This window comes from Rossellomorea aquimaris, from assembly GCF_000935355.1.
Taxonomy (GTDB): Bacteria; Bacillota; Bacilli; order Bacillales; family Bacillaceae_B; genus Rossellomorea; species Rossellomorea aquimaris_B.
Map to the genome: position 1 here is coordinate 1 of NZ_JXZC01000008.1, position 20,321 is coordinate 20,321.

A 20,321-nucleotide genomic window follows, 5' to 3' on the forward strand; every position below is an offset into this window, starting at 1 on the left:
AACCGCTTGACCAATGGGCCATATTTTCTTAACGTCCCGCTTAAGGACAAGTATTACTATATCATCTGATTTCGCAGAAGTCAACTTCTAAATAACTAAAAATGAAAACTTTTTTAACTTACTTACCAAAGCAATTTTGTAAGCCGAAAAAGAATATACCACAGTTTTAAAGTTTATATCAATAGTAAATTCAATAATCCATCCAAAATAGTTTTGTTATTCTAATTCACAAAATACTATGGACTACTATTGCTCTTTACATATTTAAGAATGCAGTAAAATATCACTACATCGCCAAGTATAAACTATTAGCAGCTAAGATAAAAACATCCTCTGCCCTCCTTCCCCCATTAATTAGAATCACTTCTGATTTTAGAACCCAAAACTTTGAACCTACCCAACAATTTCACAAGAGGTCCGTCCCTCATCACATTAAAGCGATGAGGGACGGACCTCTTTTCAGGTTTAAGCTTGTTTACACACTACCTTTAGGACTTGAATACGATAGTAGTAGATTATGAATGGGGTGATGGATTCATGGAGCTTCCAACGATTTTGTGCGGGCCGATTGTTCGTCGGGTAGAACCTGCAAAAGCTTTTATTTGGATTGCATTGAGTAAACCATATGATATGAAAGCAGAGTTATTTAAGATAAAACAGGATAAAGAATCTCAAAATTTTCACTATATGAGCATAGCCTGTGAAACTGAAACGAAAACGGTACAAGCCGGAAAGAACTTATATATAAGTTTGATAAACGTTTTTCCACAAGCCGGATCTTTTCCTATAAATAAGTTATTGGGATACAATTTATTGTTTGATAATAGTATTGAAACACTTGACCTTGGCAGCTTTGACTTACTTTCCCCTACTCATCCACACTCGATTGTCTACGAAAATCTCGCTTACCCTACCTTTTATATCAACGAAGGAAATCCATCGAATATTCTATACGGTTCATGTCGAAAGCTCCACGGGGTTGGAGCAGATGTGTTGTCAGAAGCAGATAATATCATTGCGTCGTCCTTTATGAATACTGATAGACCCTCCTCTCTATTTTTAATGGGAGATCAAATATATGCTGATGATGTGGCAGATCCCCTATTTAAGATCATAACAAGGTTCGGCAAAGAACTGGTGGGACAAGAGGAAGACCTATGTGCCGTCGATCCCCGCTTAAAAGAAGAACCTTTCAGACAGGGACTTCAACAGATCAATGGCAGGCAATATATTACGGAACATTTTTGCAAATTCACTTCCAGAAAAGCTGCAAATCATCTGCTAGACTTCAGTGACTATGCAGCCATGTATATGTTGTCTTGGAGTCCCTCATTATGGGAACTCGCACATAAGGAAGGGATGTTCGAGACCTTTCAAGAAGCTGCGCATAAGAATGAAGTCTATTTTGCCTTTAAAGATTGTCAAAGCAAAGAGCATGAAACGGAATATGGGCAGCTTCAAGACCGCTACCAAAAGCAGGAAAAGGAACTCGCTAACCTGGAGGAAGCTTTGTATGCTGTCAGAAGAGTACTGGCCAATACACCGACCTATATGATGTTTGATGACCACGATATAACGGATGATTGGAACCTGACACAGGATTGGAAGACGAACGTTTGGAACGCTCCTTTAGGGAGACATGTGATTAGCAACGGCTTGGCATCCTATTGGCTTTTTCAAGGCTGGGGCAATGAGCCGGCTACGTTTACCCATTTTGGTCAAACCATGCAAACCTATTTCGATTCTTTTCAACCTGGTTCACTCTCTCACTCTAACTGGGTACAGGCTCTGTGGAACTATGACTCTTGGCATTTTACCGCCCCGACTGCGCCAAAGGCCGTATTTCTTGATACAAGAACCCAACGCGGTTATGTAAATAAACCAAAGCCTGTGAAAGTTTGTAAACGGATAGATGAGGAAAGGTATAGCCCAAACCTTCTTAGTCAGGAGGGATGGAATAGGCTTTCCACTAAACTGAACGCGACTGGTTGGAATCAGGGTGAACCCTTAATCCTTGTATCCCCCGCCCCTCTTTACGGGATCGGATTAATTGAAAACTTTTTACATGACTACATGCTTCCACTGAGGATGTTTGGTTTACCTGTGCAAAGCAATTTCGACTTAGAAGCATGGAAGTACAATGGGAAAGGCTTTAGCGACTTCCTCCATCAAGTATCGGCTTGGAGCCCGAGTGACTGCATCATCTTATCGGGAGATGTGCATTCGGCTTCGTCCGTTACATCTGATGTTTCCTTTCGCGATGGTCGAACCCTTACGATTCATCAGTTTACAAGCAGTCCAATCAAGAATATGAGCTATACAGGAATTTGGGGCGCCATCATAAAATTCATCATTGGCTTGAATGCCAGAAAAAGGACTGACCGGACGATCTTCCGCTACTGTGATCATCAGTTTGATTTATTTCAGGAGGAACAGGAAAGCAGGGTTCTTTCTGACTATGTATGGAAGGAAAGCATTCGTTATCAAAATATAAGCGATTCTTCCATTATTGAAACTAATAATAATATCGGTTTGTTCAGGTGCGGAGGGACTGGTCCGTTGTCAAGGCTCATCACTTAAAACATTCGCCTCTCCCCTTGACCGGACGGACTAAGTCATATACTTCTTTATGGCTTTCTATCGATTCAAAAATAGAGGAGATGTAAGTAGCCATTTATCCGAATAAGAGTTTTTGCTGTTCTAACTCTCGCCTCCTCCCTACAGTTCAGAGAATCTTTATAAAAGAACTTCAATAGTTAAAATATTCTAATATGTATCGTGCCGATTTTCTCTTCGGTAGCTAAGGTATCTTCAATATTAAACAAACGTTTAATAAGTTTATTTTTTGCAAGGAGTTAGAAGAACTCAACAATTAATCAAACGATTGTTTAACAGTAACCAGTTGACTTCTTTTTCTGAAACCACTCTACCACTTTTTTAATTAATCCTAAACAAAACCTCAACCCTTTTTCTCAGGGTTGAGGTTTTTTGTTTTTATCCAGTTCTATAATACTATTGCTTCTTTTTCTTCCCCTTCTCATCCACCTTAATCACAACAGTAGTCAAAGGATCCAAAGTCAAAGTATCTTTCGTCAGTGTAAATCCAGACTTCTTAGAAACCGGCTTAGTTCCCGCTTCGTCGTTATCCACGATAACCTTGCCTTTAGAGAAGTCATAGCCACCCACCGATAGGGTACGCGCTTCACTATCCGCATTGACGAATACGTAGTACTCGCCCGTACCATCCGTAGATGCATTCTTGTAAGCCAGCATCAAGTCTGTATCCTGGATTTCAGGCAAGTCTAGCAGCGATACATTCTGATCTACGAGCTCTTTCTCACCCAAGCGGAAGGCATTGGTCGATCTTCTTAGCTTGATCAAACCTTCTGTATATTCTCTCGTCGTTGTATTCACTTCATATTTCTTCTTATTCGTTGCTTTTTCCCAGTCGAACTTGTTGATGGCGTCGGATGAATCGTATGAGTCGTGGATGAAGTAACCGAATGGGTTGCCCTCTTCGTCTTCCAACTCATGATATTTCTGTTCCGGTACGCCTTCACCAAGCCATTGCTTGGTTCTGCCGTATTCCTGTCCTGCATGGATGAAGGCTGTTCCCTGCGATGTCAGGATCATGGAGTTACCAACGCGGATACGCTTGTGGATCTCCAGGTTGTTTTCCGGAATGGCCGGGTCCTTTTTGATTGATTGGGCAATGACATCGTATAACGGCAGGTTGTCATGGGCCGCGATATATTGGACCATGTCGCCCGGATCGTCGTCTGCTGTGTTGCCAGGCTGCCCTTTGATGTTGTTAAAAATGGTGTTGATGTCGCGAGCGCCGCCTGTCAGGAATCGCGGCTCCCCTTCTGAACCGAATCCGGATTTCAGTTCGTTACGGATTTCGTCGGAGAAGACTCCTACGTCATCGGTTTTGTCCATCCAATCCTGATCGGCACCCATTCCTTCTAAGGAAGGATCCGATAAGTGACCGGCAAATGTTCTCCAGCCTTCACCGATAAACAGGGCATCCGGGTTGATTTCAGCCGCGGCGTCATAGGCTTTTTGGATGGATGGGTAGGTTGCGTCACCCATCATATCGAACCGCATGCCATCGATCTTGTATTCATCGAACCAGTATTTCACTGAGTCGACCATCAGCTTTTCAGCCATTGTATGGTTGGTTGCCAGGTTGTTACCGAAGCCTCCAAGGAAGTTTCCTTTGTCATCTTGGAATGCATAGTAGTTTGGCACGATGTCGTTCAGTGTACTTGTTTTCGCCATATGCGTGTAGACGACGTCAAGCACGACACCCATACCCTTATCATGAATCGCGTCGATCAAACGTTTCGTTTCTTCAATTCGTAATTGCGGATCGGTGGCATCCTGTGAATACGCACCATCCGGGGAGAAATAGCTGTGTGGGTCGTAGCCCCAATTGTATTCATTGCCACCCGCTGAATACTCAAGCTCACGTTCGCCCATATTCGTTTCATCACCGTAGTACCAGGCCATGATCGGTAGCAGTTGAACGTGTGTCACACCCATTGACTTAATATAATCAAGCTTTTTAATGAAGGCGTCATACGTACCCCATCTTTCCTTCTTCAAATCTTTCTCAATCGAAGGATCGGACGTGAAGTCACGGACGTGTACCTCGTAAATGACGGCATCTTCCCTTTTTTCATAACCATCGATGGAAGCATTGGTGAATTTCTTAGGATCGGTTCCTTTTAAATCGACGATTGCTGCCTTCCCTACGTTATCGCCGTCAGGTCCTGCTTCTCCCTCAGTATTCACGGTAAAAGCAGCCATTGATTTCGCGTAAGGATCCAATACTTTTTTCGTTACGCCATCATTAGTTACTTCGTATTGATAGTAGTAGCCTTTCAGATCCTTTACCTTTAAGTCTTTCGCTTTTACTTCCGTTGACCAGACCCCTTGTTCACCAAGCGTAAGCTCCACACTGCCGATTGGTTTTGCGGCATCTTTTTTGTCAAAGAAGTTCGCGACTACCTTGCTTGCTTTCGGCGCCCATAATTTTAAGGTTGCGTTACCTTTATTGTATGTGGCACCAAGATCGTCACCATCGTAGGCATACTTGTTATCGATCAGTCTCCAGCCAGCCGCCGCTTTAACGGTTCTGCCAGAATAGGTGATGGAAAGCGGAAGTTTTTCCAGGTCAAAATCAGCTTTCACTTCCACTGTTTTGTCTCCGGTGATTTCAGCACTTTCCACTGTCACATCGGATCCGGCACTGTCTTTGATGGCCAGACCGGACACTAATGCTTCTTCCGTCAGACCATCTGTCATCGTGAAATTCAGACGGATCGTATCGTCAGAAATGACCTCAGACGAAATCAGTCCTGTTGCCACGTCGCCGTGTGGGGAAATGTAGACGGTATCGTCACCCTGTTTCACCCATAGATGATTATATTTATCTAATAGATTGAACGTTTTGTTGCCTCCATCCTTACCGGCATCGCCTTTCGACTCATCCAGCACAATGAAGCCAATTTCTTTCGCATTTTCTTTTAGCGGGATGTCTACAAACGCACCATAACGGTCTTTACCCGCTAAATCAGCCGCACCTGTCGGCCAGTTGTCTGAAGGAGCTTCAACATCTCCCCAATTCCAGACACCGAAGTTCTCATAATTCCCGTCTTCACGCTCATAATGGATACGCACCGTGTTCTCCGGCAGATCAACCGGCTCATACGTATACACCTTATCCGAACCTTGTTGGATCCAAATCTCGTTTACCTCAGGAGAAGGGATCGTAAATCCTTTGTCTCCACCATCTTTACCGGCATCCCCTTTGGTTACATCCATGACAAGGAAGCCGATATTCTTCGCTCCTTCAGCAAGAGGGACGTCAATGTATGCGCCGTAGCTGTCGGTTTTCTCAAACATGGTTGCTCCTGTCGGCCATCCGGCAGATGGTGACGCTACATCATTCCATAACCATGCACCAAAGTTTTCGTAGTTTCCGTCGCTACGGTTGTAGTGGATGCGGATGTTGTTTTCCGGAACCGGCTCTACTTCAGGATCTTCTCCCCCTGAACCTGATCCTGCTTCAGCGCCTGTAATCTTCCCGCCTTGGGCAGTCAACAACGCTGTACCACCGTCTGCTTTAGAAGGAAGTGTCAACCTGATTTCATTTCCTCCGTCAGCATTGAATGTCTCACCGGAATATGTATTCGTCACGACTGCATCCGGAGAATCCACTGTCAATGTAATCTCTTTCGCTTCGTCTGCCACGTTCAACCCAACGTATACGGAGTCTTCTTTATAGTCACGGGAGAATACCAGGAACTGATCGCTATTCGAACCACCGACCGTCTTTCTCTCCCCTTTAGCAAACACATCGGAATGTGCCCCTCTAAAGTTTAAAATCTTCGTATAGTGCTCTAACACGTCATTACCTTTTACATCATCCCAAGCAAAATCATAGCGGTTATCATATTCCGGATAATTGTTCGCCCCGCTTTGCCCGAGTTCTTCACCGTAATAAATGACCGGCTGTCCCTTCGACGTTGCCTGAAGAGAAGCGGCCACTTTCAGCTTTCCTTCATCTCCGCCTAACGAATACAGGAATCCGTCTTCATCATGACTCCCTAAAAATTGTCCAAGGGTTGCCGTATTATCAATTTTCCCGTTTCGAGCCGTCAGTTTATCATTGGCTGCTTTCAGGTTGCCGTTCACAAAATCTTTTGCAATATCTTTGAAGCCGAAGTCCAGAAGGGAGTCCATCATTCCGGTATCAAGGTATCCCTGCTGATTGTCGGCACTTGCTCCCCAAGCTTCACCAATCATCTTGTGCTGAGGCATTTTTTCCGTGATGGCGTTTTTAAAGGCCATCCACGTCGTATCTTCCACGTGCTTTACAGTGTCAACGCGGAAATAGTCGATCGTATTCCCTTTTGCCGTTGTTGCTTTTTCAATCCAATCCGTTTGCCAATCGATGATTTGCTGGCGAACTTCTGGATTTTCCGTGATGATGTCTGGAAGTCCCGCTAATTCACCGACCACTTCATCAGTACCTACGTTGCCTTGACGAACGATATTACTGTACTTGTCTCGTTCTGCATCAGATGGGTAACCTGCAGGACGCTGATCTTCAGCCAAGTCACCATCGATTTCTTTTAACCCATACCCTGTATGATTCAAGACCACATCAACCATGATTTTAATGCCCCGGTCATGTGCCTCATCGATTAAGGTATGGAAGTCTTCCATGGAGCCGAAGTGAGGATTCAGCTCGCCGAAGTTGCTGGCCCAGTAACCGTGGTATGCGAAGTATGGCTGGTCCTCTTCCCCTTGACGGACATCATACTTGATGTTTTCCACAACCGGACTGATCCAGATCGTATTTACGCCAAGATTATCAAGGTAATCAAGTTTCTCCGTGATCCCTTTAAAATCTCCACCTTGGTACGTACCGCGTTTGCTTTGATCATAATTCAAATTGTAAGGATCATCATTCGACGTATCCCCATTGAAGAATCGATCTGTCAGCATAAAATAAATGATGGATTCATCCCAATCGAGATCCGAATCGCCGACAGACTGTCTTGCTTTTACTTCGATTTCCGTCGTTCCTTCATAATAGTTCCCGTATGAATCTACTACGGTCAGAGGAATCGATTTTGTTCCCGCTGTTATATCGTCATCGACTGCTAAAGTCACTTCTTTTAATGAAGGATCGATTTCAAGTTTCTCCGACCCGCCTAATGAAGAAACATCCGCTGTGATCTTATGGATTTTCACATCCTCTGTCAGTCCGTCGATAGCAACCGATAAGACAGCGTTTTCATTATAATCTACAGCAGTTGGTGAAACTGAACCCGTAACCGTCAGATCAGCTTTTTGGAAATCAAGGAACGATTCCCCGTCCACTGAATTGTAAGGGTCACTTACTTCTGTCGTTACACCATTTTTTGTAACCAAGAATGAGTACGGGTTTTTTCCATTCGGAATGTTCTCGTATGATAGAGAGAACCTTTCATCCTCAGGTTCATACGTCATTTCTCTCGTTTCCCCGTTGTACTTCAACTCTACTTTTTCAATCGTATCCATCGCATTATTTGCGAACAATTCTTTATCACGATAATAGAACGTCGCATTTCCTTGATCGATGACCGGGGCCGATCCATCAGGCACAATGCGGATTTCCTCGACGCCGCTTGTTATGTACGCCTTGGTGATAGTGTCGTTTTTGTTCACTGGAATAAAACGATCGCCAAACTCCTTCTCCGCCGTATTCCAATCCTCCGTACTGCGAAGAACAAAGCCGAATTGCTCTGTTTCAGGTGCAACGGCAATGTTCGCTACCGCCACCCCGTTTTCATAGGAGTCAAAGTTGATTTGATCATTCATTACTCCTGTGTTCCAGGCCCATATATTCCACCCGTCATATGTTTGGTCTTCACGATCATACGTGAAGCGTACTGTGCGATCACTTGACTCTGCTGATTCAACCGTGGCATTGCCATCCGCCACTGCAGATGCTGCCGGTGCAAATGGTGACCACAGACTTAGCAGCATCATCAAAGTCATAAAAATTGAGAATCGACGCTTTGTCATTTTTCTCATTCACGCTTTCCCCCTCTTAAATTGGATTAATAGAATAATAATAGTGCTCGTGATGATTGTGGAAACGTTTGCACAAAAGGTTAAAAAAATGTGAGATCGATATCGGTGTAGTTATTTTGAACTAGTGCAAACGCTTGCAATATTCTGTCTTTTTTTATTTTACAATAAATTCAAAGGAGTGGCTATATGACAAAAGGGGGATTTTATTCCTATTATTAGCGTAAACATAGTGGCTGCTTTATCGTGACCCAATACGTTTCTCATCTACCGATTGCAAAAGAACCAAAAAATAGGAACAAGCGGATGACCTGTTCCTACAATGTCACACGATCCACTTGTTGACGAAGTTGGATCATATTGTCTTTCACACGTTGTGAAATTTCACACAATGCCTGAATCGAATTTCCTTTATGTTGACTGAGCTGGTGGACGATGTCATCAAAGAGCATTTCCATTTCTTCATGGATGGCCATGGCGGATACATTGTAAATATGGATATTGGAATAGCTCGTCAGATCGAAAATCGCCGAGTCGATATAAGGTCTGAAGCTGTCCAGTAACGCGGGAAATCCGATTGTCAATCTGGTTAATCCGTCCCGGAGTCCTTCAATGGTGGCAGCCAGCTCATCAATCGGCTCCAGTGCGGAAGAAACGTACGAACGGATTTTGTCATCAAAGTCCGAGAACATGCTGATAAGCTTTCCAGGAACCGTTCCACTGAGGGCAATATTCATAGCACCCTTGATTTGAGCGGAAATGACCTCCAATGTGCTTTCGATGGCAAAAGCAAGACCCGTCAAACCGCCCAATAACGGCAATAGAAAGCGGTGGGAAATTCCCTTGAAAGCTTCAAAGGATCCATCGAGATAAATCTCTTTCACCTTCATTCCGATGAGCATGTGACTAGACGTTTCCAGCACGTATTCGTTTTTCTTCGGCATCACTACTTCATGTTGAACCGAAGCCCCTCCCGAAATGCTTGCACTCAAAGAGGAATCACGGGCTCCAAAGTTCTCCCCCAGCTTTTCGACCTGACTCTGAAATTCTGCTATGTGACTATTCATTTTCACACTATTGGCTCTAATAATCTCATAGTGTGAAAGCATCTCGTTCACAAGGAGGTCCTCCAGGGTTTCCTTCCCCCCGCTAAACAGCTCAGGGATTTCTTTATGAAGGATGTTCTGAAGGAATCCTGTCAGACTGGTAATCTCCTGTTTGAATTCAAGCAGCTGATTCCGGGCCTGGCCGAAAATGCTTTCGACACTGACGCTTCGGTTGAATAAGTGCTCCACGAGTTCGACGGGCGGGGAATTCAAAACACCGTTAAGGGATTTACTGGCGTTTTCAGCCATATTCAAAAGAGAAATAAGATGGTCGATTTCCGAGGTCAGACGATGTCCCGTCGTCGTGATGCCTATGAATAAAGGATTCCCGATCAAATTTTCGAAAGAGTCCTCAAAGATCATCTGAAGACGGCTCAACCTCTCGGAGTACCGGTCTCCTTCATGCTGGGCGATTTCCTGTGAATGGCTCAAGTAGTCCTCTGCATACCCCAACCTTGTGGCGACATCCCCTGACAGGGCCTCGGCCAACAGGTTCAGATTCTCACGATTGATTTCGATCCTGTCCGAGTGACCGCCATAAAGGGGTTCCCCCGTCCAGATGCTTGTCATGATGTGGGCATCAGCTTCAACATGGATTTCACCGTAACCAGGTTCCCCATCTAGACCAATTACGTATTTCCCACCATTGGTATACCCCGTATGATTGTTTGTCAGGATACTGAACTTCTCGCCGATCACCGGTATACCTGTCGAAATATCGTATCTCTTTCCAGGGATGCGGGAATCGAGATTCAGGGCAATCAAGGTTCCGGTTAAGACGTCATAGTTGGTGAAGTAGTTGGTGATGTTGTCGTAGTTTTTGTTAGGATCGATCACCCCTTTTGGAAGAAGTGCCGGGTTTAGGGTAACCGCTTTAATATCTGGGCGATTTCTGACGGCGTAGGTTGCTAATGGACCACCAAGAGAGTTTCCCGTGGCGTATTTCACTCCGCCTTTATTTTTACTTTCCTTATCTACTTTTGCGAGATAACTTTCCGCTGCCTCCAGTTGGGGGAGTGTCAAATCACTCAAAAGTTGGGCATCCGTCAGTAAGTCTTGGTTACCGTTTGCAGCCCCTGCATCCGTACCGACGTAAATGACCGAAATTTCTTTTGACTTGACGTTTTCAACGGTGAGTGCATCCAGACCGGTTTGATCTCCATACAAGGTATCAATAACCTCATATGAGTGTCCGTTAACCTCCACAATTTTATGCCTCGCTGGTTTTTGATAAGCTACCAACCCAGCTAATTCAACTAAATCTTTATCAATCTCCACATTATTAACAGTTGCTACATTGGCAGCCTCTATCATTGGTTTGCGTACTTTAGACATATTCAAACCACCTATTCCTTACGAATAATTTCTTGTTCAATTGAATTATCTTTAAACCCTTCAAACGATTCCTTGTGAACTCCATTATCATTTACTGCAACTCTATATGTTCCTTGGGGTAAAGCACTCAGTTCCTCTATATCTTTCGCAACACGTTTCATTACCTTTTCGCTAGGTGGTACGTTCTCTTTTTCCATAAACAGCATGATGTTTATTCTTAAATTGTCCGCGTTGAACAATTTTGGATTATACGCTTGTTTTAATGTATCGATGTTTGCTTCATGATCTTTCATATACAACTCATAGACAGGCTTAATTGCTTCGTCTGTATTTAAAGATGACATAAAGTAATAAGGTGTCATGTTACCAGAACCACCAACATTTTGAAGAGATTCAATTGTTCTTCCTACAACCTCTTCTTCTGATACCACCTTTTCAAGATAAGTATCCAGATTCTTAAATTCATCCTCGAATATTAATTTGTATAACCCTTCACGGATACCTCTCTCAACTTCACCTTCTTGTGTTCTAACTCCACCAGTCACGATTTCTTCCGTTCCCTGGTCTATTGGAACAATGGCATAAGAATAAAAATGTACACGTCCTGTCGACTCTACAAATACCGTCACTCCATCTACATTTCCCACTAGATTATGAACTTTTACCTCAGTCTTATATTCTTCTAAGAAAAACTCCTTCACCGCTTTTTCTACTTCTTCTCTTTTAGCTTCAGCAATTTTATCGTTTTCTTCACCATTATTTAATGTGTACCCTTCACCTTTATAATCTTGCACTCTTTCATACTGAGCTGCCACTTCATTTTGTGCACTTTCCTTTTCATCCACACCATTACCATTTGCATTATCCATATCCATACATCCTCCAAGTAATAATGAAAGTCCGATTCCATATATAATCCACTTATTTTTTCTGTTCATGAATGTCTGATCCTCCTAATTGGATGGGTTCATTTAAAGAATTACCTTTATATTGTATAAAAGTCTGTAAAGTATTAACAGTTCAATCGGGTAATACTTAGAGCAATCGAGTAAAAGAGGATAAAAGTAGGGAAGCAGACTTCTTTTTTACGTTTCTTTCGTCCTATTCATTTTGCATATCCAACTTATATCTTAAGACTCATATATTTGTATAATTACCCCATTTATTTAAAAGATAACTAAAAAATATACCGAAAAATAATCTATTTTCTTTATAACTCCTATTCCTTAACAATCTCATCCGGAGTAGTCTTTTCGAGGGAATTTTCTTTCACCCCTTCAAACGACTGTTTATGGACGGTATTGTCGTTGATGAAGATACTATAAGTTCCCTTTGGTACATCATCCATGCTATCCTATATCGCTTACTACTTTTTTAAATATTTCTTCATCCGGATCAGCACCTTTACCTTTCATAAATAAATTTATAAACTACTTCAAACGTAGTCGGATCAAAGGCTTGTTCATTGTAAGCAGCCCTTAATTTTTCTGTACTAACCTGAGGATCTTTCATATATAGATCATAAACTGGTTTTATCGCTTCATTATTTACAACGGATGAAGACAAGGAATAATATGGGGTCATATAGCCTGAACCTAGGACCTTTTGAAGGGACTAAATCGTTCTTCCGGTAACAGGTTCTTCGTTTGCAATTTTCTTTCAATACTCATTCAAACGATCAAACTCGACTTTGAATATCTTCCTGTACAAGCCCTCTGTTATGGTACTCCCCGCCTGTCCTTCTTGAGAAAAACACACTGTCTGACAAAATTTTTTCATTTGATTGATCAATTGGAACAACTGTATACGTGTTCCTTTACATCTGTCTTATATTCTTTCAAGAAAAAATCTTTCACTGCTTTCTTTACTTCTTCTCGATTCTCTTCAGCAATCTTGTCTGTTTCTTCACCATTTTGAAGGGTGTCTCCTTCTCCAATATACTCCTGGACACTTACAAATTGATTCTTCAACTGCTTTTCATTATTTTCTTTTTCCTTAGTCCCATTCATACATCCACCAAGGAACAATAAAAGTGCGGTTCTGTATATGATCCTTTTATTTTTTATAATCATAAGTGCCTCATCCCCTATGAATAAGGTGTTTGATCCTATCTCCCTCTCACTTTAGTTGTTAACAATATAGTTCCCATGCCCACGACTTAATGAATTATCCTTTTCTCCAGTAAAACTATCCCTATATACCTTGTTGTCATTAAGGAATAAACTATAATATCCTTTTGGTATGCCATCCATGCTTTCTAAGTCATTTACCACATGTTGAAAAATCTCTTCACTCGGAGGAGCGTCTTTATCTTTCATAAATAGACGCACATTAATCAAAAGGTCGTCTGCAGAAAACGAACTCTCTTCATATGCGTTTTTCAGTTCATCTATGTCCGCATGAGGATTACTTACAAACAAATCATATACAGGTTTAATAGATTCATCCTCAATGAATGTTGAGATAAAGTAATAAGGTGTCATATAACCTGTGCCTCCAACATTCTGCAATGATTCCACTGTTTTACCTACTACTTCACCTTCTGAAACCAAACTTTCAAAATAGCTGTTTAACTTTTTAAACTGTTCATCAAAAATAAGACGGTATAATCCACCCTTGATTCCATCCTCTACTTGACCTTCTTCTGAAAAGACCTTCTCACCTAAAATCTTTTTTTCACCTATATCAATGGGGACTATTGCATAAGTATAATAATGAACCCGTCCAATAGACTCTACGAAAACCGTTGCTCCATCTTCATTTCCAACGATATTATGAACTTTAACTTCGGTTTTGTACTTTTCTTTAAAGAATTCCTTAACTGTACTCTCTACCTCTTTCCTATTAGCTTCGGCAATTTTATCCATCTCACCACCATCATGAAGGGTGTACCCCTCTCCCTTATAATTCTGTACACTTACTAAATGTTTTTCTATTTTTGTAGAAGAGCCATTATTATCACCCTTATTCATACATCCTCCAAGCAACAATGAAAACGCCATTCCGCATATAATCCATTTATTCTTAGTTTCCATGCACCCCTACACCTCCTTTTACATTGCCTTTAAATATTTTTTTCCTCATCACTGAACAATGATATAGTCAGGAAACCCTACATCAAGTGAATTATCTTTATACCCATCATCTACTTTCTCATTTATGAGATTGTCATTAATGATCAAACTGTAACTGCCTTTATGGAGCATGGTCTACCTTTTAGATCTTCAGCGATTTGATGGAACAACCGATCATCAGGTTCGACGTACATCTCTTCCAATAGCATAAGATTAATTTTTAAATATTCAACTGAGAACTCCTCTCGAACAAATTGTTCTTTGAGTTCACTAACCGGGGTATCGGGACTTTTCATATATGCATCATAAACAGGCAGGATGGCTTTGTCCGGTGAAGAAGTGGTAAGGAAATAATGGGGGGGGCATATAGCCCGTACCTCCAACGTTTTCGATTGACTCTATCGTCTTCCCCACAACTTTATTTTCTGCTACCACTCTATCAAGATATCGATCCAGTTCATTAAATTCCACCTCAAACATTAAATGGTACAATCCACCACGAATGACGCTCTCGACTTCACCGTCCATGGTGAAAACTTGATTCACCATGATCTCTTCTTCACTTAAATCAATGGGTATGATGGCGGTCGTATAGAAACGAACAGGCCATGTCGACTCGACAAATATTGTCGCAGCATCCACATTTCCGACTATGTTATGGACCTTGACATCCGTTTTATAGGTTTCCATGAAAAAATTCTTGACGGCTCCTATCACTTCTTCCCGCCGCGTAAAACGTAACCTTTTCCTTTGTACTCCTGACCTGAACACTGACAAAGGTACCTTTATATGGTTTGTTGTCATCCTTCTCACCAATGCTAAGCAGCCGGCAAGAACCAGCGAGACTCCTGCCAAATAGATAAGGGATTTAGATTGGTTTCTCATGAAATCCTCCTTAGGTTTTGCTTATTAGCGCTTCGGTGTCAGCTCTGTTTTCAATGAATTATCTTTATATCCTTCAAAAGATTCTTTATGTACCCGGTTATCATTGATCAGGACTGTATACAGAGCATGGGGGATCCCCTCCATTTCTGTTAAGTCCCGTTCCACTCTTTTTAGTACTTTTTCACTTGGCGTGGCATTCTTGTCCTCCATAAATAACATGATGTTTATATTAATATATTCCTTGTCAACCGATTTCTCATCGAAAGCCCTTATTAATTCTTCTTTTCTGGAATCCGGATTATTCATATATAGATCATACACTGGCTTGATTGCCTCATCCCCATGGAACGAGGTAATTGTATAATGGGGGGTCATATATCCCGAACCGCCAACATTTTGAAGGGATTCAACCGTTCTCCCGACTACCTCACCTTCAGAGGCGACTTTCTCAAGATAATGTTCCAACCTTTTAAATTCTTCGTCAAATAGAATCCTATATAAACCTTCCCGGATGCCTTCCTCAACCACATCGTCCCGAGACCATACTCTTTCAGGTACTACTTCCCCCGTTCCCTGGTCGATAGGTACAATGGCAAAAGAGTAAAAATGAACCGGCCCTGTCGACTCGACAAATACCGTCACCCCATCCACATTCCCTACCAGATTATGGACCTTCACCTCTGTCTTATAGTTTTCAATGAAAAAAGTTTTCACCGCTTGTTCGACTTCTTCACGATGGGCTTCAGCGAGCTTGTCGTTTTCTTCACCGTTGTTCAGTGAGTAGCCTTCTCCTTTGTAATCCTGCGCGCGTTCATATTGATCTTGGACCTGGAGCTGAGGTGTATTGTCTGGACCCGTACATCCTCCAAGGAGCATTGAAGTCCCCATGCCGTATGCAGCCCATCTCTTTTTCCCGATCATTCTTACATCCTCCCTTCTAATCTCTGACAATCTCATTTGGATACGCCCGCTCTAGAGAATTGTCTTTTACACCCTCAAACGATTCTTTATGTACTCGATTGTCATTAATGAACACACTATAGGTCCCTTTAGGAATTCCGTCCATCCTCTCGATATCTCCCGTGATTCTATTAAATAATTCCTCGCTGGGTTCAGCGTCTTTCTCTTCCATAAACAGCATGATGGAAACTCTAAGATTGTCTGCGCTGAATTTTTCTTCATTGAATGCTTCCCGCAACTGTTTTACCGATGCTTGCGGGTTACTCAAGTACAACTCATACGCAGGCAGGATCGCTTCATCATCAATGGTGGACGACCCGATGAAATAATAGGGGGTCATATAACCAGCCCCACCAACGTTCTCAAGAGATTCAACCGTACGACCAACAACCTCCTCTTCGGCAACGATCTTATCAAGATACTCATCAAGACGATCAAACTCTTCATCAAAAATGATCCTGTATAATCCATCCGCAATTCCACTCTCCACCTGCCCTTCCTGTGAAAAAACGCGATTCGTACTCACTTTCTCTCCATCGAACGGAATCACCGCATATGTGTAAAAGTGGAGCGGTCCTTCAGATTCAACATACACAGTGGCTCCATCCACATTCCCTACGAGATTATGGACCTTCACCTCTGTCTTATACTCCTCCAGAAAGAACGCCTTTACTTCCTTTTCAATCTTCTCTTTATTAGCATCAGCGATTTTATCGTTTTCAGATCCCTGATTCAGGAAGTAACCTTCTCCTATATAGTCCTGAACCCGTTCATATTGGGTGTTCGGGTTCACTTTAGGAGCTTCTTCTTTTTCAACACAACCGCTTACTAGCATAAGCATGGTAGCATATGTGATAATCGTTTTCTTTTTCAATCTTCATCATTCCTTTACTTTTTCCTATCCTAAATCAATGGAGATGATTGCATTTGTTAAAACGAACAGTACCCGTGGATTCAACAAAGAGAGTTGCTCAATCGGATTCTTTCCAATGTTGTGAACAATGACGGCTTTTTTATTTTTCAATGAAAAAATCTTTGACTGCTTTTAAAACTCCCTCGCGATTGGATTCTGTTATTTTATCATCTTTCTAAATTGGAAAGGATGTAGCCTTGGCCTTTATTATCCTGGACACTACATGTCGATCTTCCTCTTTTCCTTCATCCTCCGAGTAGCAAAAAAATGATAGAAAAACAATTGATCCATGTTCCTTAGTTGTTCATATCTATGTGCCTCCCGCTGAATAGCTTTGTAGTTATTATTTTAAGAGATAGTGTAAAATATTAACAGTTTTAGTGCCAAGTTATTGTTGCAAAAAAGGGATTTTAACTGGAAGAATGTAGTAAAGAAGAAGTATCAATTGCAGGAATGTTATGAATAGTGAGGTGATTCTAAGCGAGGGCGCCATGATTTATTAAAAATGAAAGATGGCGTTCTGAAATTCATTATTCCAGTAGTTCTTCCCGGTATCTACCTTCCCCATGGTCAATTCCAAGAGGCAAGAAAATAGAAAAAAGCTGATTACATGACATAATCAGCTTTTTTCCTTACACGGTATCCGGAAGTACAGAAACAATCCTTTGAACTGAAGTTCATTTTGAGTGGCTTCATCTGCGGGACGATAGCCTTTTTCGAGTGTAAATCTCCCCTACTAAAGCAACCGTAATTATGGCTGCATATTTTAAATAAGCTCTTTAAAGGGAAGCAAGAGGTGTCCGTCCCTGGCTTCTCCTCAAACGAAGCATCTATATAGATTTCGTCCACTTTTACACATATCAGTATGTAATCTGATGTACCCAGAATGTTGTCATTTCTATTCCCTGCATCGTCACCTCATATTGAAATTAAGTCTAAGAAGAGATAGGGACATCATTGAAATGTTAAGCCAGTATGAAAAGATGATTAATGATTGTAATGAGGACCAGTAAGTCTAGATATATCGTATATCACTACAAAGTATAAAGAAAAATTACTCAATAGTAGTAGTTGTTTTACCTCTACCGAATGGCGAATCATTAGCTTCTTCCAACTATATTTAATATGTAAATAAAATATTTATAAGGGGAGAGGTTTTAATGAAAAGTACTAAGTTTATTGCAGGTGCATTAGTGGCCGGAATGATGCTAACAGGGGCTGGATATGCTTATTGGACAGATCAGGTAGCTATTAGTAACACAGTTTCAACTGGTGAGATGAAGGTGGAATTTGATGAGGAATTCATTTTCCCAGGAATAATTGATATCGATACAGCAGGAGAAAATAGATATGTAGATTCTAAAATCACACACGGTGCTAAAACTACTTCTGTAGAGATCAAAAATATGTATCCAGGAGCAATGAGTTTGTTTGCAGCAAAAGTTGAAAACAAAGGTTCGATTCCAGCTGTGTTGGACAATGTAGATATAACTTCCACACAATCCAGCGCAATTTTAGACACAAATTTGCTCGCTGCAGGTGGGTATATTCATCTTGATAAAAATAATAATTTGAAAGGTGGAGACTATTTCATTGGTACTCTAGGAAGTTTGGAAAGTGACCTTAACGATATGCTTGACAGTGTTAGACTTGAACCGGGCGATTACATCTTGTTTGACATCCCAGAAGAATACAAAGATGAAGTGGCTGCTGCAATCCCAGCTTATAACCCAGAAGAACAAAATTGCATCATCTTCTACTTGAATCATAACGCTGGTGACGATGCTGAGCTGCAAACTGCTGAGTTTGATATCGATCTTAACTGGAAACAACACAACGATCAATAATTTTGTTTTTTCAAGGCAGGGAAGATTAAATTCCCTGTTTTTTTTCATTGGGGCTAAACCTTTACAATTCACTAAACATAATACAAAAGTACCATACTCCTCCTTCTTTATTACCAACTAGCATTTAGCTATTACGTAGTAGTTAAAACTACTCTATAGCATGGCGAAGTGAAAGATCAAGAAAGATAAACTTAGTCTTGTAGCAAGGAAAACCAATCAAATTTAAGGGAGTTGTTTCATTAATGAAAGGTACTAAATTTGTAGCAAGTGCTTTAGTAGCAGGAATGATGTTAACAGGAGCAGGGTATGCGTATTGGACGGATTCAGTAGCGATCAGTAACACGGTATCTACTGGGGAGTTAGATGTTTCATTAAGCGGTTCAGATGTAAGTGATGTAAGTGAATATGTAACAGCTTCTGTAGTTAACCAAGCTGATAAAGCCGTTTCTTATAGAGTGGAAAATTTATATCCTGGCGCTTCCTTCAATTTGAAGACTACTATTCAGAATTCAGGATCTATACCGGCTGTTGTCAGCGGTGTTTCGGTTGATAATACTGATGAAAGTGACACTCTTGATAAAAGTAAAATCTTCGTTTCGGGTACAGTCGGTTCATATAACGTCCCTCGAATGACTTTAAGCGCATTTGAAGGACATTTTCCTAGCGCAGCTGGAGCAAACCTTCGCTTAGAACCAAACGCTGCTGGTATGAATGTCAACTTAAAAATCGAACTTGATCACACCTTAACTGGAGACCAGCTTGAAGACACAGACTTAAGCCAAGTACTTACGGTAAACTTCAAACAACATAATGAATAATTAAACACTCTTTCCCTTCTGTCCTACAAAACAGAAGGGGAATTTTATCTACTCAATAAAGAATGTAAAGGAGTGGTCCACAATGAAAGGAACCAAATTAATTGCAGGTGCACTAGTAGCAGGAATGATGTTAACCGGAGCCGGATATGCTTATTGGACAGATCAAGTGACTGTTGCTAACACAGTCTCGACAGGTGAGTTTGAAGTCGGGTTTGTTAACGAAGGTGGTTATCCTAAAATCTTCGGACAAACGAATGAAGCATACTTAACGAAGAGTATTACCCATGACCCTACTATCACTTCTGTGACTGTCGGTAACATGTACCCAGGTTCGTATGTAAGATATGAAACAAAGATTAAAAACAATGGTTCTATCCCTGCTGTATTTGATGTAGCCACTGTAAACTTTGATTCTTCAACTACAGAAGGTTTAAAGTCTAAAATGAAGGCGGAATTTTCTTTTGCAAAGTATGATAAAAATGGAGATAGAATTAGAGGTGTGGGAACGACCACTGGATATTTTTCTCTTGACCAATTACAAAGTAAATTAAATGAGAAATTATCTGGTGTACGTTTGGAACCAGGCGAATCTATATCGTTTGATGTGCCGGAAGAATTATATGATCAGTGGGTTGCAAATAATGCCGCAGAAGGAATCGATGTAACTCAGATTGAGGGAGATGGAAATTGTATCGCATTTAGAATGCCGACTTCTATTAATAATGACGACAATCTGGAAAATGCTACAGCTAAATTCGATATTCAAATTAAATGGAAGCAGCATAACCAATAAA

At 41.4% G+C, this 20,321-nt stretch carries 13 protein-coding genes; 4 read left to right on the forward strand and 9 right to left on the reverse strand.

All coding sequences use genetic code 11. The annotated features are described in order from the left end of the window. Window positions 1-537: 537 nt before the first annotated feature. Window positions 538-2,580 carry a hypothetical protein gene (locus TV75_RS16330; RefSeq protein ID WP_044339874.1) on the forward strand — a complete coding sequence of 681 codons (2,043 nt, stop codon included), beginning with the start codon at window positions 538-540 and terminating at the stop codon, window positions 2,578-2,580. A 432-nt stretch (window positions 2,581-3,012) separates the two neighbouring features. On the opposite strand, the gene TV75_RS16335 is transcribed toward TV75_RS16330, so the two are convergent. From TV75_RS16335 to TV75_RS21910, 9 genes are all read right to left on the reverse strand, one after another. Continuing rightward, on the reverse strand, window positions 3,013-8,592 hold the full coding sequence (locus TV75_RS16335; RefSeq protein WP_044339875.1) for a pullulanase: 5,580 nt from the start codon (window positions 8,590-8,592) through the stop codon (window positions 3,013-3,015). Window positions 8,593-8,906: 314 nt separating this feature from the next. Further along, window positions 8,907-11,009: an SA1320 family protein gene (locus TV75_RS16340; protein WP_044339996.1), complete on the reverse strand. Its 2,103-nt coding sequence runs from the start codon at window positions 11,007-11,009 to the stop codon at window positions 8,907-8,909. 32 nt (window positions 11,010-11,041) lie between these two features. Then, complete coding sequence (locus tag TV75_RS16345) at window positions 11,042-11,968, reverse strand: DUF1672 family protein (RefSeq protein ID WP_044339876.1); 927 nt, start codon at window positions 11,966-11,968, stop codon at window positions 11,042-11,044. 849 nt (window positions 11,969-12,817) lie between these two features. Next, window positions 12,818-13,039, reverse strand: a complete 222-nt coding sequence (locus TV75_RS16355) for a DUF1672 family protein (RefSeq protein ID WP_156142487.1) — start codon at window positions 13,037-13,039, stop codon at window positions 12,818-12,820. 114 nt (window positions 13,040-13,153) lie between these two features. Beyond that, window positions 13,154-14,065: a DUF1672 family protein gene (locus TV75_RS16360; protein WP_044339879.1), complete on the reverse strand. Its 912-nt coding sequence runs from the start codon at window positions 14,063-14,065 to the stop codon at window positions 13,154-13,156. A gap of 342 nt (window positions 14,066-14,407) precedes the next feature. Then, complete coding sequence (locus TV75_RS21230) at window positions 14,408-14,989, reverse strand: DUF1672 family protein (RefSeq protein ID WP_052504592.1); 582 nt, start codon at window positions 14,987-14,989, stop codon at window positions 14,408-14,410. Window positions 14,990-15,013: 24 nt separating this feature from the next. Then, the gene (locus TV75_RS16370; RefSeq protein WP_044339880.1) at window positions 15,014-15,910 is read right to left on the reverse strand and encodes a DUF1672 family protein; all 897 of its coding nucleotides are present in this window, start codon (window positions 15,908-15,910) and stop codon (window positions 15,014-15,016) included. Window positions 15,911-15,926: 16 nt separating this feature from the next. After that, entirely contained in the window at window positions 15,927-16,823 is an 897-nt protein-coding gene (locus TV75_RS16375; protein ID WP_044339881.1) for a DUF1672 family protein, read from the reverse strand. A gap of 24 nt (window positions 16,824-16,847) precedes the next feature. Beyond that, window positions 16,848-16,973 (reverse strand): DUF4408 domain-containing protein, encoded by a 126-nt coding sequence (locus TV75_RS21910; protein WP_172655792.1) that lies wholly within the window; start codon window positions 16,971-16,973, stop codon window positions 16,848-16,850. A gap of 1,049 nt (window positions 16,974-18,022) precedes the next feature. Between TV75_RS21910 and TV75_RS16380 the strand changes: the two genes are divergently transcribed. The 3 genes from TV75_RS16380 (at window position 18,023) to TV75_RS16390 (ending at window position 20,320) form a co-directional block, all read left to right on the forward strand. Continuing rightward, window positions 18,023-18,709, forward strand: coding sequence for a SipW-dependent-type signal peptide-containing protein (locus tag TV75_RS16380; protein WP_044339882.1), 687 nt, complete (start codon window positions 18,023-18,025; stop codon window positions 18,707-18,709). A 242-nt stretch (window positions 18,710-18,951) separates the two neighbouring features. Then, on the forward strand, window positions 18,952-19,527 hold the full coding sequence (locus TV75_RS16385; RefSeq protein ID WP_044339883.1) for a TasA family protein: 576 nt from the start codon (window positions 18,952-18,954) through the stop codon (window positions 19,525-19,527). Between the two features lie 82 nt (window positions 19,528-19,609). Further along, window positions 19,610-20,320 (forward strand): SipW-dependent-type signal peptide-containing protein, encoded by a 711-nt coding sequence (locus TV75_RS16390; protein WP_044339884.1) that lies wholly within the window; start codon window positions 19,610-19,612, stop codon window positions 20,318-20,320. Window position 20,321: the final 1 nt, after the last annotated feature.